Source organism: Parabacteroides sp. CH2-D42-20, assembly GCF_003670185.1.
GTDB lineage: Bacteria > Bacteroidota > Bacteroidia > Bacteroidales > Tannerellaceae > Parabacteroides > Parabacteroides distasonis.
Genome location: NZ_RAYG01000013.1, coordinates 122,292 through 144,579, shown reverse-complemented (window position 1 = coordinate 144,579; position 22,288 = coordinate 122,292). Strand labels below are relative to the sequence as shown.

General features: G+C 46.7%; 24 protein-coding genes. 7 read left to right on the top strand and 17 right to left on the bottom strand.

Annotated elements, in window-relative coordinates:
* The first annotated feature begins 42 nt into the window (after positions 1–42).
* Entirely contained in the window at positions 43–1,017 is a 975-nt protein-coding gene (locus D7V92_RS10300) for a polyprenyl synthetase family protein (RefSeq protein ID WP_008773223.1), read from the top strand.
* Between the two features lie 191 nt (positions 1,018–1,208).
* On the opposite strand, the gene deoC is transcribed toward D7V92_RS10300, so the two are convergent.
* The 6 genes from deoC to mnmG are packed head-to-tail and all read right to left on the bottom strand — an operon-like array spanning position 1,209 to position 8,358.
* Complete coding sequence (gene deoC, locus D7V92_RS10295; protein ID WP_121772817.1) at positions 1,209–2,147, bottom strand: deoxyribose-phosphate aldolase; 939 nt, start codon at positions 2,145–2,147, stop codon at positions 1,209–1,211.
* Positions 2,148–2,151: 4 nt separating this feature from the next.
* Positions 2,152–2,484 carry a nucleotide pyrophosphohydrolase gene (locus tag D7V92_RS10290; RefSeq protein ID WP_008778912.1) on the bottom strand — a complete coding sequence of 111 codons (333 nt, stop codon included), beginning with the start codon at positions 2,482–2,484 and terminating at the stop codon, positions 2,152–2,154.
* Between the two features lie 2 nt (positions 2,485–2,486).
* Entirely contained in the window at positions 2,487–2,939 is a 453-nt protein-coding gene (gene dtd / locus D7V92_RS10285; protein ID WP_005860440.1) for a D-aminoacyl-tRNA deacylase, read from the bottom strand.
* Between the two features lie 27 nt (positions 2,940–2,966).
* Positions 2,967–4,802, bottom strand: a complete 1,836-nt coding sequence (uvrC, locus tag D7V92_RS10280) for an excinuclease ABC subunit UvrC (RefSeq protein ID WP_005860442.1) — start codon at positions 4,800–4,802, stop codon at positions 2,967–2,969.
* Positions 4,799–6,436, bottom strand: a complete 1,638-nt coding sequence (ade, locus tag D7V92_RS10275) for an adenine deaminase (protein WP_034531878.1) — start codon at positions 6,434–6,436, stop codon at positions 4,799–4,801. Before ade ends, uvrC begins: the two co-directional genes overlap by 4 nt.
* 44 nt (positions 6,437–6,480) lie before the next feature.
* Positions 6,481–8,358 carry a tRNA uridine-5-carboxymethylaminomethyl(34) synthesis enzyme MnmG gene (mnmG, locus tag D7V92_RS10270; RefSeq protein ID WP_005863809.1) on the bottom strand — a complete coding sequence of 626 codons (1,878 nt, stop codon included), beginning with the start codon at positions 8,356–8,358 and terminating at the stop codon, positions 6,481–6,483.
* Between the two features lie 118 nt (positions 8,359–8,476).
* Here mnmG and D7V92_RS10265 point away from each other — a divergent pair, with 118 nt between their 5' ends.
* Positions 8,477–9,625 (top strand): metallophosphoesterase, encoded by a 1,149-nt coding sequence (locus D7V92_RS10265; protein WP_036612084.1) that lies wholly within the window; start codon positions 8,477–8,479, stop codon positions 9,623–9,625.
* Positions 9,626–9,628: 3 nt separating this feature from the next.
* Here D7V92_RS10265 and D7V92_RS10260 read toward each other — a convergent pair whose 3' ends face one another.
* The 9 genes from D7V92_RS10260 to D7V92_RS10220 all read right to left on the bottom strand — a co-directional run bounded on the left by D7V92_RS10260 (position 9,629) and on the right by D7V92_RS10220 (position 16,102).
* On the bottom strand, positions 9,629–10,396 hold the full coding sequence (locus tag D7V92_RS10260; protein WP_121772816.1) for a phosphatase PAP2 family protein: 768 nt from the start codon (positions 10,394–10,396) through the stop codon (positions 9,629–9,631).
* Between the two features lie 35 nt (positions 10,397–10,431).
* The gene (locus D7V92_RS10255; protein ID WP_036612090.1) at positions 10,432–11,145 is read right to left on the bottom strand and encodes a hypothetical protein; all 714 of its coding nucleotides are present in this window, start codon (positions 11,143–11,145) and stop codon (positions 10,432–10,434) included.
* A gap of 90 nt (positions 11,146–11,235) precedes the next feature.
* Positions 11,236–11,874: an outer membrane beta-barrel protein gene (locus D7V92_RS10250; RefSeq protein ID WP_036612092.1), complete on the bottom strand. Its 639-nt coding sequence runs from the start codon at positions 11,872–11,874 to the stop codon at positions 11,236–11,238.
* Positions 11,875–11,943: 69 nt separating this feature from the next.
* Positions 11,944–12,405 carry a lipocalin family protein gene (locus tag D7V92_RS10245; protein WP_036612095.1) on the bottom strand — a complete coding sequence of 154 codons (462 nt, stop codon included), beginning with the start codon at positions 12,403–12,405 and terminating at the stop codon, positions 11,944–11,946.
* A 27-nt stretch (positions 12,406–12,432) separates the two neighbouring features.
* Complete coding sequence (locus D7V92_RS10240) at positions 12,433–12,909, bottom strand: hypothetical protein (RefSeq protein ID WP_036612097.1); 477 nt, start codon at positions 12,907–12,909, stop codon at positions 12,433–12,435.
* A gap of 139 nt (positions 12,910–13,048) precedes the next feature.
* The gene (locus D7V92_RS10235) at positions 13,049–13,270 is read right to left on the bottom strand and encodes a hypothetical protein (RefSeq protein WP_036612100.1); all 222 of its coding nucleotides are present in this window, start codon (positions 13,268–13,270) and stop codon (positions 13,049–13,051) included.
* Positions 13,271–13,872: 602 nt separating this feature from the next.
* Complete coding sequence (locus tag D7V92_RS22445) at positions 13,873–14,322, bottom strand: DUF6078 family protein (protein ID WP_036612105.1); 450 nt, start codon at positions 14,320–14,322, stop codon at positions 13,873–13,875.
* 28 nt (positions 14,323–14,350) lie between these two features.
* Positions 14,351–14,782 carry an rRNA maturation RNase YbeY gene (gene ybeY / locus D7V92_RS10225; RefSeq protein WP_005863817.1) on the bottom strand — a complete coding sequence of 144 codons (432 nt, stop codon included), beginning with the start codon at positions 14,780–14,782 and terminating at the stop codon, positions 14,351–14,353.
* A 90-nt stretch (positions 14,783–14,872) separates the two neighbouring features.
* Positions 14,873–16,102: a nucleoside recognition domain-containing protein gene (locus D7V92_RS10220; protein WP_005863819.1), complete on the bottom strand. Its 1,230-nt coding sequence runs from the start codon at positions 16,100–16,102 to the stop codon at positions 14,873–14,875.
* An 84-nt stretch (positions 16,103–16,186) separates the two neighbouring features.
* Here D7V92_RS10220 and D7V92_RS10215 point away from each other — a divergent pair, with 84 nt between their 5' ends.
* The 5 genes from D7V92_RS10215 (at position 16,187) to D7V92_RS10195 (ending at position 20,099) form a co-directional block, all read left to right on the top strand.
* Positions 16,187–17,146 carry a 2-hydroxyacid dehydrogenase family protein gene (locus D7V92_RS10215; RefSeq protein WP_005860460.1) on the top strand — a complete coding sequence of 320 codons (960 nt, stop codon included), beginning with the start codon at positions 16,187–16,189 and terminating at the stop codon, positions 17,144–17,146.
* On the top strand, positions 17,143–17,850 hold the full coding sequence (locus D7V92_RS10210) for a DNA alkylation repair protein (protein WP_048926921.1): 708 nt from the start codon (positions 17,143–17,145) through the stop codon (positions 17,848–17,850). Before D7V92_RS10215 ends, D7V92_RS10210 begins: the two co-directional genes overlap by 4 nt.
* A gap of 1 nt (position 17,851) precedes the next feature.
* The gene (locus D7V92_RS10205; RefSeq protein WP_121772815.1) at positions 17,852–18,598 is read left to right on the top strand and encodes a TIGR02757 family protein; all 747 of its coding nucleotides are present in this window, start codon (positions 17,852–17,854) and stop codon (positions 18,596–18,598) included.
* Positions 18,599–18,604: 6 nt separating this feature from the next.
* Complete coding sequence (locus D7V92_RS10200; RefSeq protein WP_008773231.1) at positions 18,605–19,207, top strand: TIGR00730 family Rossman fold protein; 603 nt, start codon at positions 18,605–18,607, stop codon at positions 19,205–19,207.
* Between the two features lie 61 nt (positions 19,208–19,268).
* Positions 19,269–20,099: an MBL fold metallo-hydrolase gene (locus D7V92_RS10195; protein WP_121772814.1), complete on the top strand. Its 831-nt coding sequence runs from the start codon at positions 19,269–19,271 to the stop codon at positions 20,097–20,099.
* A gap of 8 nt (positions 20,100–20,107) precedes the next feature.
* Here D7V92_RS10195 and D7V92_RS10190 read toward each other — a convergent pair whose 3' ends face one another.
* Positions 20,108–20,305 (bottom strand): hypothetical protein, encoded by a 198-nt coding sequence (locus D7V92_RS10190; protein WP_226766821.1) that lies wholly within the window; start codon positions 20,303–20,305, stop codon positions 20,108–20,110.
* A 790-nt stretch (positions 20,306–21,095) separates the two neighbouring features.
* The gene (locus D7V92_RS10180) at positions 21,096–22,286 is read right to left on the bottom strand and encodes a cyclically-permuted mutarotase family protein (protein WP_121772813.1); all 1,191 of its coding nucleotides are present in this window, start codon (positions 22,284–22,286) and stop codon (positions 21,096–21,098) included.
* Between the last annotated feature and the right edge of the window lie 2 nt (positions 22,287–22,288).

Below are 22,288 nucleotides of genomic sequence, written 5' to 3'. Positions count from 1 at the left end.
CTCGATAGTTTTTGTTACTTTTGCGAATCTTTGCATGGAATTATGGATGAAAGAAGGAAAATAGAAGAACCGGTTTCCGCTGAATTTGAACGTTTCAATAAGGATTTCGAGGCATCTCTACGCAGCGAGACGACCCGGTTACAATCGGCTATCGACGTTATACTGAATTCTACCGGGAAGCATGTGCGTCCGTTATTGGTGCTCCTTACCGCCAAGGTCTGTGGACAGGTTACGGATAACACGATCAATTCCGCTGTTTTGCTGGAGCTTTTGCATACCGCTACATTGATTCACGATGACGTGATCGATGAGACGAAGCAACGTCGTGGCGTTCCCTCATTGAACGCTATCTTCGATAACCGTATTTCCGTGTTGGTAGGTGATTATGTGCTTTCTACCGCTTTGATCCGTTCCATACAAACCGGCGATTTGCGGATTGTCGGGATTATCTCTAATTTAGGCAGAGACTTGTCCGAAGGTGAGATCAAGCAATTGGAGACCGCCGAGGAGAGTATCTTAGACGAGAATTGTTATCTGCAAGTTATCAAGAAGAAGACGGCTACCTTGCTTTCCGCTTGCACGGAGATTGGGGCCATTTCATCGGGCGCCTCTGCGGAGGTGATCGCTCTTTGCCGTGAGTTTGGCGAGTATCTGGGGTATTGCTTCCAGATCAAGGATGATATCTTTGATTATTTCAAGGAGGCGAATATCGGTAAGCCGACGGGAAATGACATTCGTGAGGGTAAGGTTACGCTTCCATTATTATATGCCTTGCGGCAGGGTAGGGAAGAGGAGGCCGCCCGTTATTTGGATATGATTTTACGGAAGGATTTCGCGGCGGAGAATGTCGATTCTTTGATTGAGTTTGCCAAGGCGAACGGTGGAATCGAATATGCCGAGGCCCGCATGAAGGAATATCATGATAAGGCGGTCGATGTTCTTTTGAGATTGCCAGAATCCGGGGCACGGACATCCTTGATCCAGTTGGCGGATTATATTATGACTCGCTCCAAATAGAAATTCCTTTATCTATTAGTTGTAGAGAGATGGCTCTTGTTAGTAAAAAAGTAAGTATGCTTCAATAGCCAATGAAGTTAACTTACTTGACGAAGTCAGTTAACTTCGATGCTAAGGTAAGTTAACTGACTTTGAGAGTGCTTACCGGACACAGGATTCTAAGTCATCTGCGCCCGGTTTATTAGAATGGACTATTTCCCGAGTCGTTTTTCTATATCACCGACCAGACTGCTCGCTCCTATACGGAACAAATCCTTGTTCAGCCATTCGTTGCCCAGTATTTCCTTTACGATCGTATAATATCGAACTGCGTCTTCCGCCGTGCGTACGCCTCCGGAGATCTTGATGCCAACCTTGTTTCCGGTGATGGAATGGTAGGTTTTGATGGCTTTGCACATGGTATAGGCGGCCTCGAAAGTGGCTCCCGGGTATCCTTTACCCGTGGAGGTCTTGATGAAGTCCGCACCGGAATACATGGCTAGGATGGATGCCTTTTGGATGTTCTCCGCTGTGACTAAAGCTCCGGTCTCTAAGATTACCTTTAAATGGGCGTGGCGACAGCTCTCTTTGATCTCTTGTAATTCTTCCGTCAGTTCCTCGAAATTGTCTTCCATGAAGTAGCCTAGGTTCATGACAACGTCGATTTCATCGGCTCCTTGCATGACGGCCATGGCCGTTTCGGCGATCTTGACTTCCGTAAATGTCTGTGAGGATGGAAAACCTCCGGCAACCGACGCGATCTTAACCTCTTGTGCAGTAAGTGCCTGCTTAACCGTTTCCACGAATAGGGGATAGACGCAAATAGCGGCTACGTTCGGGACATCCGGACGAGTTCCCTCGAAATCATTTACCGTGTCTACCATCTTCCAGATACTTTCTTTGGTATCCAGACTGGTTAATGAGGTCAAGTCGATGCAACCATGAATCGTTTTCAATACTTCCGGTGTAAAGTTTTCTTGGAAATGTTTCTCTAAAAGAGCGTTTACAGTCTCAGTGGTCTGGGTATCCGGCAGGGCCGGCTCAAACTTATTGAAAGCTTCATGATAACGGTCTATCTGTACGGAATTTGATTCGTGTTCATGTTCATGATGATGATCATGTCCACATTCGCAATCGTGATGATGTGCCATATGCTTATAGTTTTTGATTGTTTATATGTCGTTCTTTATCTCGGTCTGTTTTCTTTTGGAGATTCTTCTCGAAAGCGGCGGTAAGATCTACTCCGGTCTGGTTGGCGAGGCAAAGCAGTACCCATAAGACATCTGCCATTTCATCGCCTAAATCCCGGTGTTTGTCACTTTCCTTGAAAGACTGCTCACCGTAGGTACGTGCCATGATCCGGGCTAGCTCGCCCACTTCCTCGGTGAGGATGGTCATATTGGTAAGCTCATTGAAATAACGGACCCCATAGGTCTTGATCCAAGCGTCTACCATTTGCTGGGCTTGTTGTAAGGTTATATCTGCCATACTTATTCTTTATTTTGAGAGTCGATAATAATAGTAACCGGCCCGTCGTTTAAAAGTTCAATTTTCATATCAGCTCCGAATGTTCCGGTTTGTACAGGTTTTCCGAGTTGAAGCCCTACCTCTTCGCAAAAAGCTTTATACATCGGAATGGCGATATCCGGTTTAGACGCTTTTAAGTAGGAGGGGCGGTTCCCTTTTTTCGTAGAGGCGTGTAAGGTAAATTGGCTGACAACCATGATTTCGCCTCCCGCTTCGATAACCGAGCGGTTCATGACCCCGTTTTCATCGTCAAATATGCGTAGGTTGGTGATCTTTTTTGCCAACCATTCAATGTCTTCTTGCGTATCCTTGTCCTCGATACCGACTAATACCAATAGCCCCTTTCCAATTTTGGACTTAAGCTGTCCGTCTATCGTGACGGAAGCGTGCTGCACACGTTGTGTAACTGTTCTCATCTTGTTCGCTTTTTGTTCGCTTTTGTTCTATTTTTGTTCGCTTTCTGTTCGCTTTCCATCCAGTCCCTCTTGTAGTGCCTTGGCTTTCGCCTCGCCAATCACGGATTTCAGTTCCTCGAAGCTTGCTTCCTTGATTCGTTTTACGCTTTTAAAGTGACGTAAAAGTAATACTTTTGTCTTTTCACCGATACCCTTAATGGTGTCTAATTCGGATTTTGTCTGGGTCTTACTTCGTTTATCCTTGTGGAAAGTGATGGCGAAACGGTGTACCTCGTCTTGTATCCGGGTAAGCAGATGGAATAGCGGACTGTCCAAACGCATGCCAACGGTTACGGGTGGGAACCCGAATAATAACTCCGAGGTTCGGTGCTTACCATCTTTCGCTAGTCCGGCGATTGGAATGGACAAGCCTAATTCATCTTCTACCACCGAGCGAACCACTTCCATTTGCCCCTTTCCACCGTCTGTTATAATCAAGTCGGGTAGGGGAGATCGCTCCTCGATCGCTCGCCCGTAACGCCTACGGACGACTTCTTTCATGGAGGCGTAATCATCCGGACCGACTACGGTCTTTATATTGTATTTACGATACTCCTGCTTGGACGGTTTCCCCATCTTGAATACCACGCAAGCCGCTACCGCATCGCTTCCCTGTATGTTTGAATTATCGAAACATTCGATATGAGCGGGCAGTTTTTCCAGATGCAAGGCCTCTTGGATCTCTTTCAAGATACGGGTATTCCGTTGTTCCGGATTCAACTTTTCCGCTTGCTTCAAGCGGTCTACCTTAAACTGCTTAACGTTCATCTCGGATAAATCAAGCAGTTTCTTTTTATCTCCTCTTTGGGGAATGGTGAAAGTGACATTCTCTAGCTGCATGTCCAGCTTGAAGGGTACGATAATCTCCCGGGCGGTGCTTTTAAAACGATTCCGCATCTCGATAATGCCTAGGCTTAACAATTCCTCCTTGCTTTCGTCCAATCGTTTTTTATACTCGAATGTATAGGCTTGTACGATCGCCCCGTTTCCGATATGCATAAAGTTTACATAAGCGGAATGGTCATTCTCTATGATCGTGAATACATCTATATTATGTAGCATCGGGGTTACGACCGTAGATTTAGAACGGTAGTTCTCGATGACTTCGTATTTTTCCTTGATCTTTTGCGCTTCCTCGAACTTGAGCTCGGCAGCGAGCGATTGCATCTCCTCATAGAGGTGTTTGCTGATTTGCGAGATGTTGCCTCGCAGAATCTCTTTGATCTCGGAAATATTTTGCTGGTATTCTTCCAATGATTGCAAGCCTTCACAAGGCCCTTTACAACGCTTGATATGGTATTCCAGACAAACCTTATAGCGTCCTTGTGCGATGGATTCGGGAGTGAGGGGATATTTGCAAGTGCGTAATGGGTAAAGTTCCTTTAGCATCTGTAGCATCACTTTCGCCGTGAACAAAGAGGGATAAGGACCGTAATATTGTGATCCGTCCCGAACGATGTTCCGGGTTTGGAAAACCCGGGGAAAGTACTCGTTCTTTACCACGATGGAAGGGTAGGTTTTGTCGTCCTTCAATAATACGTTATAGCGGGGACGATACTGTTTGATGAGGTTGTTTTCCAGTAGTAACGCGTCTTCTTCCGTATCGACGACTATATATTTGATATCCCGGATTTGTTTGACTAACACACGTGTCTTATTGCTGTCATGTACCTTGTTGAAATAAGAGGATACCCGTCGTTTTAGGTTCTTCGCCTTGCCGACGTATATAATCGTTCCGTTTTCATCGAAATACTGGTAGCATCCCGGCTTTTCCGGAATGACCGATAGGATCGTCTTGATATGTTCGTCTTTATCGGCTATCATACGAATAGGGAAGTAAATTGGAATGTCTCGCTATTGAACAAACCTTTGTTGCTAAGTTTCAAGGATGGGATCACCAGCAATCCCATAAAAGAAAGCGTCATTTGTAATGAATCCATCGGGGTCTTTAACCGTTTGATCTTTTCCTCGATCTCTTCGTAACGGCGGCTCGTCTCTTCCAATGATTCGTCGCTCATCAATCCCGCTACCGGCAAGGGCAGGAGAGTGACTTCGTCCATACTGCTTACTGCGATTCCACCTTTAGCCTTTATTACCGCATTGATCGCTTGCATAAGCTCGAAATCGGTTACGCCTATAGCGATGATGTTATGGCTATCGTGGGAAATACTTTGAGCGATGGCACCGAGCTTGAGCCCTGTTCCTTTTATAAAGGCAATAGCCGGAGGAGCCGTTTGATAGCGATTTAGAATGACGAGTTTTAAAATGTCTCGTTCTGTATCCGATTCTACAAATCCATCGAATGTATGTACAGGATATAGTTCTTCTTTCGTGATTAATTCGCTGTCTTCGCAAACAATGACACGCATCTGTTCCCCTTTCGCTTTTACCGCTAGCTTTTCTAATGTGATCGGTTTCGTGTGGAAATTATTACGATGTATAGGCTTTTGGAGTGGAAGCGTGCATTTTTCCCCATCGTATACACAGGTTCCTTGTATATAGGTTGCCTGTATGGTTAGATCCTTTAAATTGTCTACTTGGATAAAATCGGCGGAGTCTCCCTCTCGTAAGAAACCTGCGGGAATTTTATAGTGCATGGCCGGATTATAGGAAGCGGCCCGTAATACATCATATAGATCATATCCTAAATCCAGCGATTTTTTTACCATCCTATTTATGTGTCCTTTGTTTAAAAACGAAGGATGCGCGTCATCCGTACAGAACATGATTTGTTCGGGATACTCTTTCAATAGCGGATGAAGTGCGTCAAAGTTTTTCGCCGCGCTTCCTTCCCGAATAAGGACATGCATCCCAAGCTCACATTTTTCACGGCCTTTTTCTAGATAGATGGTTTCATGATCGGTGGAAATGCCAGACTCGATATATGCCTTTAGCTTGGGGCCTGTTGCTAGGGGATAATGTCCGTCGATGGGTTTCCCTGCGTTTTTCGCGGCTTCTATTTTGCGCATAACTTCCGGATCTTTATTTAAGACTCCGGGGTAATTCATCATCTCTGCCAAGAAGTGTAGATCCTCTCGTTCCAACAAACGAGCGGTTTCGTCTGCGTCTATGATCGCACCGGAGGTTTCCATAATCGTAGCCGGTACGCAAGATGGGACACCGAACCATGTGTAGAAAGGAATCCCTTTCGCGTTGTCGAGCATATATTCGACTCCTTCGGTACCCATTACATTCGCTATCTCATGAGGGTCCGCCACGGCACCGATACTGCCATGGCGTACGGCTGCGTGAATGAATGCCGCAGGGGTTACCATGCTACTCTCTATATGGACATGCGCGTCAATAAAGCCGGGGAGGAGGTAAGATCCCTCATCTTGTCCGGTAGGGATTACCTTTTTGATGCGCCCGTTTTGAATTGAAATCTCTGCCCCAAAGGTGCGCCTGTTGATTATATCTACCAGATTTCCTCGTATAACCAGTGTTTTAGCTTCATTCATTTGAATATCTCCTTTAATATGTTTCACGTGGAACATTTCGTGTTTTATCTTCCGAGCAGTACCAAAAGGATGTTGATGTCGCTAGGGGAAATACCCGGGATGCGGCTCGCTTGAGCGATCGTGTCGGGGTCTATCCGGGTCAATTTCTGGCGGGCTTCCGTAGATAAAGACTGGATAGAATTGTAATCGAATTTACCCTTGATCCGGATATTCTCTAAGCGGTTTATCTTGTCCGCTATGATTTGCTCTCGTTTGATGTAGCCGCTATACTTAATCAATATCTCGGCGGCCTCGATGATCTCTTCCTTACGAGAGGCCGGGACTTTGTCCAGCTCCGCACGAAGGGCCGGAACTAGATCCGCAAGGTTCTCCAAGGTAGTCTGCGGACGGAGTACGACATCGAATAATTTGCAACCATGGGATAGGGGGGCTGTGCCCAGTTTCTCCAAACCGCTATTTATATATTGAGGCTTTACGGAGTAGGTCTCCGCAAAACGGATGATAGCGTCACGGCTCTCTTTTTTCTCTCGCAGTAAATCGTAGCGGTCTTGTTTGGCCAATCCCATTTGGTAGGATTTCTCGGTGAGTCGCATATCTGCGTCGTCTTGGCGCAGTAAGATGCGGTACTCCGCACGAGAGGTAAACATACGGTAAGGCTCGTCTACGCCTTTTGTTACCAAATCATCGATAAGGACACCGATATAAGCCTCATCCCTTCCGAGGATAAAAGGTTGTCCGCCGTGGCAATTGATGTGGGCGTTGATACCCGCTACCAAACCTTGTCCGCCGGCTTCCTCGTATCCGGTAGTCCCGTTGATCTGTCCGGCGAAGAAAAGATTTCGGATTTGTTTGGTCTCCAAATTGTGTCTTAGCTGAGTCGGGTCGAAGAAATCGTATTCAATCGCATATCCGGGACGATAGATTTGCACGTCACGGAAAGCGGGGATCGCTTGGAGCGCACGAAGCTGGATATCCAAGGGTAGGGAAGAGGAGAAGCCATTTAGGTAGTATTCCTGCGTGGTCTCGCCTTCCGGCTCTAGGAATAGTTGATGTTGCGTCTTGTCGGCGAACGTCACGATTTTCGTTTCGATACTAGGACAATAACGGGGACCGATACTTTTGATCTGTCCATTATAAAGAGGAGAGTCGGGGAGACCTTCCCGTAATATATCGTGGCAAGTCTCGTTCGTAAAGGTAGTCCAGCAACTCAATTGTTTTAATTTACGATGACTGGTATCCATGTAGGAGAACTTATGGAAATCGTTCTCCCCCGGTTGTTCCTCCATTTCATCGAAGTGAACGCTCCGGCCATCGATACGGACCGGTGTTCCGGTTTTCATGCGATCTGTTTGGATACCTAAAGAGATAAGTTGCTCGGTAAGTCCGGTCGCCGCAGGCTCGGCGATACGTCCGCCCCGTATCTGGGTTCTTCCGATATGAAGCAGGCCGTTTAGGAAGGTCCCGTTCGTAAGCACCACCGCTCCGGCACGGAATACGACATTCATTCCCGTACGAACGCCGCAGACTTGTCCATGCTCGATAATCAGTTCTTGAACCATATCCTGCCAGATGGATAGATTCGGCATATTCTCCAGTATGCCCCGCCAGCAATCGATAAAACGGGCACGGTCGCTTTGGGCACGCGGGCTCCACATGGCCGGTCCTTTGCTACGGTTTAACATACGGAATTGGATAGCGGTCTGGTCGGTCACGATTCCCATATATCCGCCTAGCGCATCGATCTCTCGTACGATCTGTCCTTTGGCGATTCCCCCGACTGCCGGGTTACAACTCATCTGGGCGATCTTGTTCATGTCCATCGTGATCAAAAGCGTCTTTGATCCTAGATTCGCCGCGGCGGCGGCGGCTTCACAGCCGGCATGTCCTGCGCCTACTACTATTACGTCGTAATTGAAAGTCATTTTTATTCCCTTTTATTTTACGCGAAGATAGTGAGTGTTCGTGAAAGAATTCGTTTATATTTGTATAATAAATACATACATTGTTTTCAGGTTTAACGAACTAAAGATTTAAGCTGCTATGAATTCTATTCAATGCCGTATCCTTGTTTTTCTGGTTTTACTGACCTCTTGCTTCAGTCCAGTTTGTGGGAAAGATAAGAAACTTCGTCAAGCGATCGAGAATTTATCGATTGATGGTCCCTATCTATTGAAAGCGGATGATGGTAGTATGCGTGCGATATCTGTAGATGGGAAAGGCCGGTTATTGGATAAGCATTATAAAAGTATACCTACCACCTTTTCATTCGAGGTGTTTTCCGATAACGGAGAGAGATTGTTTCCGGTAACCATACACTCCGTCTCTCGTCCGAAATGGAAAGATGTGCAACCTGAGAAGACGTTTGTTCTTTCAGATCCACATGCGAACTGGTCTTGTTTCGCCTCCTTGTTAAAGGCGGGAAAAGTGATCGATGCGGACTATAATTGGATTTTCGGGGCCAACCAATTGGTGATAATCGGTGACGTCTTTGACCGGGGCGTCGACGTACTCCCTATCTATTGGTTGATCTACAAGTTGGAGAAAGAAGCGGAAGATGCCGGTGGAAAAGTGACTTTCTTAATCGGAAATCATGAGACCATGGTTTTGGGAAATGATTTGCGATACGTGAAGAAGAAATATACTCAATTGGCGGATACTTTAGGAATGACCTATCCGGAGCTTTGGCAGAAAAGCGAGTTGGGACATTGGTTGAAAACTCGTAACTCTATACAAGTGGTCGGAGATAACCTGTTTGTCCATGCTGGGTTGAGCAAGGAGTTTTTAGACCGGAATTACGATATCCCTACCGTGAATGAGATCGTGAGCGATGGTCTCTTCTTGACGAAAAAAGAACGTAATATAGATAAAGGCTCCGATCTTTCTTTTATGTTCGCTACGTATGGACCGATCTGGTATCGGGGTATGGTACGTAGCGCGGATAAGTATCATCCGCTAGACCGGGATGATTTGCGGAAAATATTAGAGAAATATAATGTGAACCGCATCTTTGTAGGTCATACCATTTTCGATGATATCACGACTTTCTATCATTATAAAGTGATTGCCGTGAATGTCGATAATCAAGAAAACAAGGAGAAGGAACGAGGCCGTGGCGTCATGATCGAGAAAGACGGCTCTATGTTTGTCGTATATGATTCGGGAAAACAGGAACCGTTGTTGATCGATTGATTGCTAAAAACGTATGGCCAAGGCCGCTCCGAACGCATGGTTATCTGGTTGATAGAACGGCGAGGTCGCAATGATAGTGGCACTCTTTTTCTTGTCTAATCGGAATAATTTTCGGTTGACCGGCAATAGCCAGTAACCGATACGTGCGCTCAATATGCCAAAACCCGCTCCCGCTACCACATCGTTCAACCAATGCCGATCGTTGTAAAGCCGTAGAAAAGCTACGCCTCCGGCTACCAAATAGGCACCGATTCCATATCCGATCCCATATTCCGACCGTACCAATTCCGCTCCCATGAAAACCGTGGCGGTGTGTCCCGAGGGGAAAGAGTTTTGGGCTGAGGAATCGGGTCGTTTCTCATCGACAAAGTACTTTGTCCCATTCACCAATATGCCCATGGTCAAATAAGAGGTAGTCGTGACGATCAGCCGCTCTTTGAACGAGTGTTTGGCTTTCACACCTACTAATCCTAATCCTACGTATGAGATGACCGGCAGGTATTGAATGTAATCGTCGGCATGGAAGTAGTGTTCTCCCCGGAGGTTGGTCATGCCGTCTCGCACGGAATTGTCGACAGATCGTAGAAAGCCATTGCTTATGCCCCATGATCCAACCGCTATTAAGGAGGCCGGAAGTATAAGTTGCTTTACCTTGAATCGTGTAGTCCTGTCTTCGCAGGAATAAGTAAGACTATCTGTTACTTCTCTTCCATCTGCCCATAAAAGATTCGGGATTAAGAGAAGAAGCAATCCGAGTACGCTGGTTCGCATTTCTTTGCTATATGAACTGGGTAAAAAGATATTGTTTACTTTATGATGGTTTGGACTTGCCCGTTCTTGAAAAATAAGTAAAAAGAACTGCTGTACATCCATTGTATCTCGCCATTGGTTTCTAGTATGGATTGAGGTTTGCCGAACGCCAATCTGCACTCATCCTCGTTCATGCCCTTTATGGGCTTACGGATGCTGATTGCGTCCCAATGCGTGATCTCGGATAATTGGTTGGTCGAGATGAAATCGAATAGTTTGTTTAGCACAGACGATTCGCTTTGCGTGAAGTCTTCCATCGTTTGTTTATGCGCTGCCTTTTTGTCTGGTGTCAACTTTTCGAGAGGGGTCACTTTCTTCATCACGAAAGCCGGCGATTCGATCAGTACATCCGATATGTAGTAAACCAATTTTTGATCCGCTACACGGAAATTGACACGGCAATAATACGTGTTCTCAAATCCGGAGCCGGCCAGCGACCCGATGATCCAATCGCAGCGAAAGCTCTTGCCTTTATCGTTTCGGTCGTTTATCCCTTCTTGAAGTTTCGGACATACGTTTTCCACCGTCCATAATAACGTGTTGGCGTAAATCTCCTCATCGGTGAGTTTATCGAAGGTGATGAAACCATTGACAACATATTTATTACCATCCACACTTACCGGATAGGTATTCCCGATCTCCACGAATGTCTGAGCTACCAGCATGGAAATTTGGAATAGGAATGTGATTGAGAATAAAAATCGTGACATATATCTTGAAATGTTTAAGATCATGCAAAAACGTCTATGACTTGTCTTCTATCGTTAGGTAAGTCATAGACATCTTTTTTGGGGTGACTTTTAGAATGCAACGCCTAAACGTAGCATGATATTGCTGGTATAAGCCTCGCTATCGGTAGCAGCCTCCACGAATCCACGTTGGAAAGTGAAGTCAAGGTTGAAACGGTCGTACCATATTCCGAATCCGATGTTCATACCTGCGTCGAACCGGTTCCATTCTATATCCAACTCATCTTCCCAGTCGCCCATGCTGATGCTCTCGCCATCGTATTTCATCTTGCCTAAATAGTCAAAGCTGATGAATCCTCCGATATGGCCGTCGATGAAAAAGTCATCCGTTATCCCATATTTCCAGCCGAAAGTGAATGGAGATACTTGGAGGTTGTTCGTCATGGTTTTTAGTTCATCTATTTTCCAGCCTCTCGATCCCAATCCGAAATCCATGCCCCAGTAAGCACCGATGTTCGTGATCGGCTTTTGAAAACCGACAGCGAAATTATAAGCCGCTTTTCTCCCCATGCCTTCCGCGCCGTCACCGGCGAATCCAGCCATATTCAGTCCGCCTCGTAAATACCACATGGTCTCGGAAGGGCGTTGTGGAGTGGATTCAATCCCAACGCTGCGGGATGATACGATCTGTGCTTGTATGCCGGAACATACGAGGAGCGTCATTACAAATAAAAGTAAACTCTTTCTCATCTTTGAAATCAATTTATAGTTAGTAATCTTTATCTTTCCAGCCGTTTATGGGCTTACAGACAGGATCGGTCAATCCGAGATCTTGCGATAGACCGTGCTCTGATATTCTTCGTAGACGATCCCCTCTTCCGTATCCATATGTTTATGATGGTACTCGGTGACCAATTGGGAAGAGGTCAGTTTCTTCACTGTTACGACCTCTTCTTCATCGTACTCGTAGTCACGCATATAGATCTTACCTCCTTTGTACGTCCATGTTCCTTCCAATCCTCCGTGCCACTGGCCATAATACCTTTCATACGATTCAAAAGTTCCGTCTTCGTTGAAGACAATCTTGAAGTCATCGTCTGGTTCGTCCTCCCATTGTTCGACAATTTCCTTGTTTTCTTTATACCAACCGGAAAGAGACACACTTTCCCATGTGCCGATCAAGTCATTGGAAGAACCAATGTTATCATCGGAACAAGACGTGAGACTGATGGGCATAAGCATTATGATGCCTAGCAGCCATAAAAGATAAATTCTTCTCATGCTTCTTCTTTTATTTTATTACAGTATTTATTTCACTACGGCCGAGATCTTTTCCCGGTCGTTGGTGGTAAGAGTCTTTTCCATTCGGATCCACTCTAAGTCGGAGCTATCGGCTGTTTTCCAGTTCTCGAAGGTTGCCGGATAGCCGACGACAGTAATCAGATATCCCGTACCTTCATCGTTTGTCCTGAAGTTGAACGTGGCGGCAACGATCACGTCTGCGTCATGTTTTTGCGAAGACATATAGACTGCATAACTGCGGATATTCACGATATCTCCTTTCATCTCCCCTTCCGCTTGTTCCTTGGTCAAAGTCCATTCATCCCGGATGCGTCCCTTGGTTTTATCTACTTTCAGTTCCACGGTTAGCGGTTTTACGTAGGCGTTGGATGTCACGTCTAGCAAGCGTGCTTGGGTATCTTGTATCTTTACCTTGTCTCTTTGAGCATACGCCCCCGTGCATATTAGCGCAAGCAGTGCCGTGGTTAGAATTTGTCTTTTCATCTTTTTATAGGCTCATATTATCGTTAATTGTAATTTGTTTTTACGGTACAAATATAGAGGTAAATATAGGAGTTAGTGGGTAAATTGGTGATTCCAAATGATTTATACAATTGTATCCTATATGGATACACTAGCCATGTTAGAAAGATGTCAGATCCGTCTTGACAGCTTCGGAGAGGTCTCGGAAGAAATCGTGCCGCAAGATGCAAGAAATTCGCCAAAGTAAGTAAGTGTCAATGCTTTCTTTGTTGAATATCTTATATACGTTCGGTCGGGTACAGCACAATTGCGTAGCGAACCAAGTGATCGTGTGACCTTGGTTGCGGAGCGTATGCTCAATCAGCTGTCCGATGTGGATCATGGTTAATTTCTCATGATACCCGATTCCCTTTGGTGGTTAATTGTTGGAAAAAGGAAGCCTATATACAAGGAAGGCGTGGGAATCTTACCTTTGCCCGTCCCGTACTTCAAGGCCTTCGCATTGCCCACTCCCCGAGAACGAGCAACGCAGAAAGCCCACGCCGATATGTACAACAAACCAGACGCCCTTTTGGCAAAGGACATATCGGTGTTTGTATGGACACACCACACGAGGACGTCTTTGTTGCTGTTAGTCATTTCGAGGAGTCAAAAGTTGCGAAGTTTTGAAATACGAAAGACAAACGCCAATAAACGTCTTCTTATAAATAAACCTTTCCCCCGGCTTCCACCCTAGGGCTTTCTGCTGAGGAATTTGTGACAAATATAGGAATAAAAAAGAATGAAGAACGATTCCGGGGGGTAAATATGCGGGAAATTATAGGGAAAGTTTAGGCGGTGTAACTTTCCCTTTGGTAAAACAATAGTTCTTATAGGACTGCAACTAGCCTTGCAGCATTACTGTAACCCACGTGCAGTGACACTGCAACCGGCGTGCAGTACTACTGCAAGGCGGGTTGCAGTAAAAGTAGGTTATGGGATCGCTCAGGCTCTCCAATTAGGTTGCGTCACATATTCGTCGAAGGATGGAGCGGGAAGGCCCGCTTTGGAAAAGATGGCATTGATTCGTTTCTGCTCCTCGGGAGATGTGAGGTACTCCCCTTTCTGGGCATAATAGAAAATACGCTCGCAACTGAACACTTGCATCACCCGTTGTCGTACTTGCGGATAGAGAGAGCGAGGTACGTCATCGAATAAGTGGTTCATACCTCGGGCATAGCGTAACGGTGTATCGGAGCGGTAATGTTTGCAAGGTTTTCCGGTGGCTACTTTCGCCACGTATGTTGGGGTGACGCAAGAGACGACGGAGTAAGGTTCCGGTTGTTCCTCGTTCATCTTGGCTGCATGTCTGCGCAAGCAATGGCCGGTTTGTGTACATTGCTCGTCCGTGGCGTAGCAATACGTGTAATCGTAAGGTATGTCTTCTGTTTTCATATTTGTGTTTTTGGGATTGATCGATGTTTTATCCCCGACATTCCTCCGGCAAGATCGCTAACGCTCTGTTCTCGTTCTCCTCCATGATCTCCCGCTCGCCGGGACCTTTGTCGTTGATACCGCAAAGGTGCAGGATGCCGTGGATGATGGTACGGTGGAGTTCCTCGTTATAATCCGTGTGGAATGTCTCGGCGTTTGTCCTGACCGTATCGAGGCTGATGAACAGGTCACCCGAGATCTTATTTCCTTCCGTATAATCGAAGGTGATGATATCCGTGTAATAATCGTGTTGGAGATATTGGCGGTTTACCTCCAATATCTTCTCGTCGGAACAGAAGATATAGCTGATATCTCCCGTTTTCTTTCCGTATGTCTCGGCCACTGCCTTGACCCAGCCGCTAACCGCTCTTTTCTTGATTGCCGGAAGCTCGATATCTTCGGCGTAATATGCTATTGCCATAAGGTCTATTTATCGTATTGAAATTTCGTTACAAATGTAATCATTCGATTTTAAATAGATTCATTTCAAATCTATTGATTGTATAGAATGTTAAAAGAACAGATAAGCCATTGCTATCGCCGCTATCGCCCCGGCCAGATCCGCTAACAAGGCGCATTGTACCGTATAGCGGGTATTACGGATACCTACGCTACCGTAGTAAAGAGCGACTACATAGAATGTCGTATCGCAAGAGCCCTGAACGATGGATGACAGGCGACCGACGAAAGAGTCCGCTCCATACGTGTTCATGGCGTCCAGCATCATGCCCCTAGCCCCGCTCCCGCTTAACGGTTTCATCAACATGGTAGGCAGCGCTTCCACGAAATCTGTGTTGAGTCCTATCGAAGCAATGCCGAAACGAACGCCTTGTATGATGAAATCCATCGCTCCGGAAGCCCGGAAGACACCGATACCTACTAGGATAGCTACCAGATAAGGAATAATCGTTATAGCAGTCTGGAAACCTTCTTTCGCCCCCTCTATAAAAGCATCATATACATTGATCTTTTTACGCATGCCGCTGATGATAAATCCGCAGATAATGGTAAAAAGAAGCGTGTTGGCGAATAAAGTCGAATACAAGGAAACTTGCTCCTGTTCCATCGAGTTAAATAGCCATACCAGGCCTCCGATAAATAATCCCAGTCCCCCGAAAAACAGGATTAGGTTCCGTTGGAGGATATTGATCTTCTGCCGTACGCAAACCGCTAAAATAGCGACTAAGGTTGATGTGAATGTAGCGAGCATGATCGGCAGGAATACGTCTGATGGATTCGCCGCTCCTAACTGCGCCCGGTACATCATGATGGTGATCGGGATCAAGGTCAGTCCCGAGGCATTGATGCATAAGAACATCACCATGGAGTTGCTGGCGGATTCTTTATTCGGGTTTAATTCCTGTAACTGTTGCATGGCTTTCAATCCCATTGGCGTGGCGGCATTATCCAGTCCCAGTAAATTTGCCGATAGGTTCATGAAGATAGAACCGGTCACGGGATGGTCTCTTGGGATATCCGGGAAAAGCTTGCTGAATACGGGAGCCGCCAATCGTGCGAACGCTTGTATCACCCCCCCCTTCTCGCCGATCTTCATGATGCCCAGCCAAAGCGACAAGATCCCCGTTAATCCTAACGAAATCTCGAAACCCGTCTTAGCCGAGGCGAAAGAAGCGTTGATAATCTCGGTAAAAACAGCGGTATCCCCACCTATGACCAATTTACCGATAGCCACTACAAAAGCGATTAAGAAAAAAGCGATCCAAATATAGTTTAGTACCATAATAAATATATATTGGTCACAAATTTAGGAATTAATTGCCAATTGATTTGTATTTTTGCTTTTTGAATAACAAATAGATCCAAGATGAAGATATTAGTGACATACGACATGTTCCGCGAGGGATTTACCGAGTTGGAAAGTAAGTACGAGGTAACCTTTCCCGAAGGAAGAGATTTTACGTATGAGGAGGTTTTCGAGATGATACCGGAGTACGATGTGCTCTGCTCCATGTTCGATTTCCCGGTAAACAAAGAGTTGATCGACCATGCGTCGAAATTGCGGCTGATCGCTAACTACGCCGTTGGTTATAATAATATCGATGTGGCCTACGCCCTCGAGAAAGGCTTGACGGTGGCGAATACGCCTGATCCTGTCACGGCCCCTACCGCCAATATCGCTTTAGGCTTGATGCTGGATACTGCCCGGCGTATCACGGAATGTGATCGTAAGCTGCGTACGCTTGGTAAGGACATGAAGGTCGGTGTACTGGAGAACCTCGGTATGCCGGTTACCGGACAGACCTTGGGTATTATCGGTATGGGACGTATCGGCAAGGCCTTGGCGAAACGGGCGAATGCTTTGGGCATGGATGTGATCTACCACAATCGCCGTCAGCTTTGCATCGAGGACGAGACCAAATTGAATGTTACCTACGTCTCCAAGGAAGAGCTTCTGGCGAAAGCCGATTTCGTATCCTTGAACGCCCCTTATACCCCCGATACCTATCATATCCTCGGCGAGGAAGAGTTCAAGCAGATGAAGCCTTCCGCCATCCTGATCAACACGGCCCGTGGCCCGTTGGTGGACGAGCATGCCTTGGTAAAAGCCTTGCGGGAAGGTACGATTCATGGTGCCGGTTTGGATGTATTCGAGTTTGGAGACTATCCTCTCCCCGAGTTATTGGAAATGGACAACGTGGTATTAACCCCTCATATCGGCACCCAGACGATGGAAACCCGTATCATTATGGCACGCACGGTATGCAACAACGTGATCGGGTTCTTGGAGGGCGATCGTCCCGTATCACGGGTACTCCGGCCATGACGGCGGCGTTTATCCTATCCGAGCTACAGTCGGTCGGTACACCCGAGAAGGCGGTTCATTTGAGCCGTTTTTTCAAGACTGGTCCCGGTCAATATGGCGAGGGCGATCAGTTTCTCGGGGTGGTTGTCCCGCAAACCCGCAGCATAGCGAAGGCTAATAAGGCGACTCCTTTCGATGAGCTGCAGCTGTTGCTGGATAGTCCGTGGCATGAGGCACGTCTATGTGCCTTGCTGATTTTGGTCTATCGTTTCCAGGATCGGAAAGTGATGCCGGAAGAGCGGGAAGCCATCTTCCGATTCTATCTGAAGAATATGCGGCGTTGCAATAACTGGGATTTGGTAGACTTGACCTGTCGGGATATCGTCGGCGAGTATTTGGTGGACAAAGATCGTTCCCTCCTCTACCGTTTGGCGGAAAGCGAGAATTTATGGGAACAACGGATCTCGATCGTCTCTACGTGGGCATTTATCCGTCGGAATGATTTTGGGGATACCTTGGAGTTATCCGAACGGTTGATCGGTCATAAACACGATTTGATGCATAAGGCGGTTGGGTGGATGCTGCGTGAGGTCGGCAAAAAGGAGCGGCAGACGCTTACCGATTTCTTGGAACGCAACGCTACTCGTCTTCCTCGTACGGCGCTTCGTTACGCTATCGAGCATTATCCGGAACCCGAGCGGCAATATTTTCTAAAGAAGAAATAACATGGATACAAAGATCATCTCTTTACTTCGTGAATGGGCGAAAACGTACAATACGGAATCGTTTATCAAGGATGATCCGGTTCGATTCCCCCATCGGTTTACGGAGAAACGGGATATTGAGATATCGGCTTTCCTGACGGCGTGGATCTCTTACGGTCGCAGGGCGCATATTCTCCAAAAAGCGGAAGAGCTACACTGGCTGATGGGCGAAAGTCCTTACGAGTTTATCCGTACCGGAGAGACTTCTTTCGCTCCTCTACGGAACCGCCCGGTTCGCGGGCGGGATACCTTTTACCGTTTTTATACCTATCATGATCTGCATCTCCTTTGTTGTCGCCTAAAGGATATATACGATACCTACGACTGTATGGAAGACGCTATGGCCGCCGCCGGTCCTTGCGAAGATCCTATCTTGCGGTTGCGACAACTTTTTGCTGATCTCAATGGCATTCCGGTCTTGCACGGGACTTCCGCTTGTAAGCGTCTGGCGATGTTCTTGCGTTGGATGGTGCGTACGGATGGTATCGTCGATCTCGGTATCTGGAGAACAGCCGTGCATCCCCGCCAATTAATCATCCCGTTGGATACGCATGTGCACCAGATCTCCTTGCGCTTGGGCTTGACAGGCCAAAAAACCGCTACCCTTCGTACGGCCCGTGAGATAACGGACGCATTGGCGAAAGTCTTCCCCGATGATCCTTGTCTGGGGGATTTCGCCTTATTTGGCTACGATATAAATCAAGAATAAAAAGATATGGAAGAAAAGAAGATAAATAACATCTCGTCTGTTTGCGTGTATTGCGCGTCCAGCACGAAGATTCCCTCGGTTTATTTTGACGCCGCCAAGGAATTGGGGCGTCTTTTGGGGGAGCGAAAACTACGGGTAGTCAATGGTGCCGGGAATATCGGTTTGATGTGCGCTGTCTCCGACGCTGCGTTAGCGGCTGGTGGAACGGTAACGGGCGTTATCCCCCATTTTATGGTGGAGCAGGATTGGTATCATAAAGGCTTGACTGAGTTGATTGAGGTCGAGACGATGCACGAGCGTAAACAGCTCATGGCAAACCTCTCGGATGCGGTGATCGCCCTTCCCGGTGGATGCGGTACATTAGAGGAACTTCTGGAGATCATCACTTGGAAACAACTCGGTCTCTACCTCAATCCGATCGTAATCCTCAATATTAATCATTACTATGATCCCTTGTTGGAACTCTTGAGGAACGCCATGAACGAGAATTTCATGCGTCCCCAGCACGCCAAGATGTGGGCGGTAGCCGACACGCCGGAAGAAGCTATCCGTCTCATCCACGCCGAGCCGAAATGGGACGCAAGCCTTCGGAAGATCGCGGCGATTTAATACTATTAGGCGAAAGGAGACGCAGCACGCTACGTCTCTACAATTAAAAATGAATATGATAATGAAAAAACTAGGTTTATTAATGATGTTGTTGCTCCTGTCAAGGATCGCTTTATTCTGCCAGCCACAGACGGCAGGCATCGAGGAGAAAGAAGTGCTTAAGAATGAAGATGTGATTTTCCATCAGATTGATGAGCATACATGGTTTGGAACAGGTCATTTAATGGCGAACGAGAGCCTGTATCTGGTCGAGGGCGATACGAAAGCGATCCTGATTGATGCGGGGACGAAGATCAAGGACTTGGATAAGCTAGTGGCTTCCATCACGGATAAGCCGGTTACGCTGGTCGCCACGCATGTGCATCCGGACCATACAGGCTCGGCTATCGATTATTTCCCCGAGATCTATATCAATCCGGCGGATACGGTAGGTATACCGGAATTTATGCCGAATTATAAAGGCAAAGTTTGTTTCCTTGAAGATGGTGAAATCCTAGATTTAGGTGGGCGTATCCTAGAGATAGTCTTTACTCCCGGGCATACTCCCGGCTCAACCACTTTTGTGGATAAGGATGCCGCTTATGGTTTTAGCGGCGATTCGTTCGGCTCCGGTAATCTATTGCTGGGAGTTGACCTCTCTACGCTCATATCCACTTGTAAGAAGATGAGTGCGGTGATCGAGAAATATGATATCAAATACCTCTACCCCGGACATTATTTCGGAATGAACAAGGAAACCCCTCAACGGGTAAAGGATCTAATCACGATGAGCGAGGAGATCTTATCCGGTAAAGCGCAAAGCGAGCCTAACCCCAGCGGCCTGATGGGGTTAGACCGAATATACACGAAGTATGGTGTCCGTATAAATTATAAAGAAGAAAGTATGAAATGAGGGGACCTTTAGATTCTGAACCCGATTTCACTGATAATCTTCAATTCAAGCAATTTCTCCAATATTAATCTATCCATATGAGAGTGAGCGGTTTTTCCGTGTGCTAACTTATATACACGGAAGCCGCTGACATTGAATTCTTTCCCTAATTGATCATACAAGCTTTTCTTGTTTGTCTTAAACCAGTAATTAAATAAGTTCTTCATAATCCGACTTTTGTAATTATCTTTCATTGTACGTTGTTAAAGAGCGTATTTTTACCTACCAGAATTGTAAGTGATGAAAACGAATAGCTAAAACGATGGTTTAAGCTAGTCGTTTTAAAGAAGCACTTAGGAATGAAGATGTGCTTTTCCATCAGATTGATGAGCGTACATGATTTGGAACAGGAAATTTAATAGCAAACGAGAGCCCGTATCTAGCCGAGGGAGAAACGAAAACGATCTTGATTGATGCAGGCCAATAGTAGCCTATATATTTATTATAGGTAAAGGTGGAATAGCCCCCTCCTTCATGCATGCATCCCCACTGTCACCCTCTTGGCATTCGTAATCGGTTTGGGTAAGCCCTTTATAGAGAGGAGTGCATATCTATGATTGCGATATCTTCTTTTCCCATCATGACCAATAATGTGCTGCAATTTGAGGCGTATCCGGATGTGTAGGTTATCGCATACTTATTTTTAAGGTAGGCTTATTGTATATTTCCATATACGCTCTTGTTTCCTGTCGTGTGATTCAGTAAAAACATGTACGTGTTTCCCGAAAAACATGTACGACTTTTTCCGAAAACACGTACGTGTTTCGCAGAAAGTATAATTGTCTTTTTAAGTTGTTTATGTTCAGTGATTTATATAAGAACATTATTTACGTGCTTATTGTCTAGGATTTGCCTTGGGATACGTATGCTCTAAATAGACTCCGGATACTTAAAATCGGGTGGAAAAAGTAAACAGGGATCGTTGGCAAACTTACCAGCGATCCCACTAAATCCCTATTATAATTTCGCTTGATTCACTTGCGGCGTGCGGATACCCGGTTTCAATTCTCCGTTGATGATAGTTAACCGGCCATCTTGGATAACCGCTCCCGCTCCGGCACGGGCCAACTGCTCATATTCGCCCAGATCGCTCCATGCTTTCGTGGATAGGTCGTATTGAAGTAAGGTGGTATTGAATCGGTACCATTCTACCGGATGGTGCATATAGGCCTTGGCTTCCGCTTGCAGGCGGGTAATGGCCGCTGAATCTCGCGTCGCCTCCGCTTTCGCTAAATGGATCGGGCGGGCGATGGCGGCTAGGAAACAATCGTAGTTCACACCTCCCATAAATAAGATTTTATCCGTTTGGAAAGTCACGGCACAGCCTCCTGTTAGGGTACGGTTCGCTCCGTCCTTAAACGGGGGAAGAACGGTCTCTTGTTGCCAGGTAAAAGTTGCCGGGTCGAATACCAATACATCCGTCGGGACGATCGGTTCCTCTTCGTTTAGGATGGGCTGGAAGCCTCCGGCTAGATAGATACGTGTGCCGTTGGGACTTTCTCCGGCCGCTAATACCGGTTGTACACGGGCTGCTCCCGGGAAGTCCGGTAGTTGTTCCCATCCCTTTTCGATATTCGCTAGGTTGAGGCGTAAGAAGGTATGGCAGGGCTGTCCGTTCTCATTTCCCCCTGCTACGTAAATCTCCTGTCCGGTAAAAGCGGCCGAGAGATTATCCATTGGAGACGGCAAGGAGGGTAAGGCGCAAACCGTTACCTCTCCTTTCGTGGGGTTATAGGAGATGCGGGAGACCTCTACCAAGGAAGAATCACTGTTGTTTCCTCCGATGCAAACGATACCTTCCGGGGTGGAAACCGTAGCGCCGTAGGCGACGGGACGAGGCAGTCGGTCGATCTCTTTCCAGCCTTCGGGAAGAAGGACGAATATCTCGCTATAATATCGCTTGGCTCCTCCCTCGGTGACGGGTTTGTCCGGAAAGTTGCAACCTCCGGCAACGATCAATACGCCGTTATGGATGCCGGCGAACGGGGCGGAAACGCCAAGGGAAGCCGTATCGGCTGCTCCCGGTAGATCCGGTAATTTTGTCCAGTTTATCATGGTGTTCTGTTTTTTAGATACAGGCTGGCCGCATCCCGCTACGCAGAGTAGCAGGAGGAACAACCAGCCGGTGATTTGTTGTTTATTATGCATAG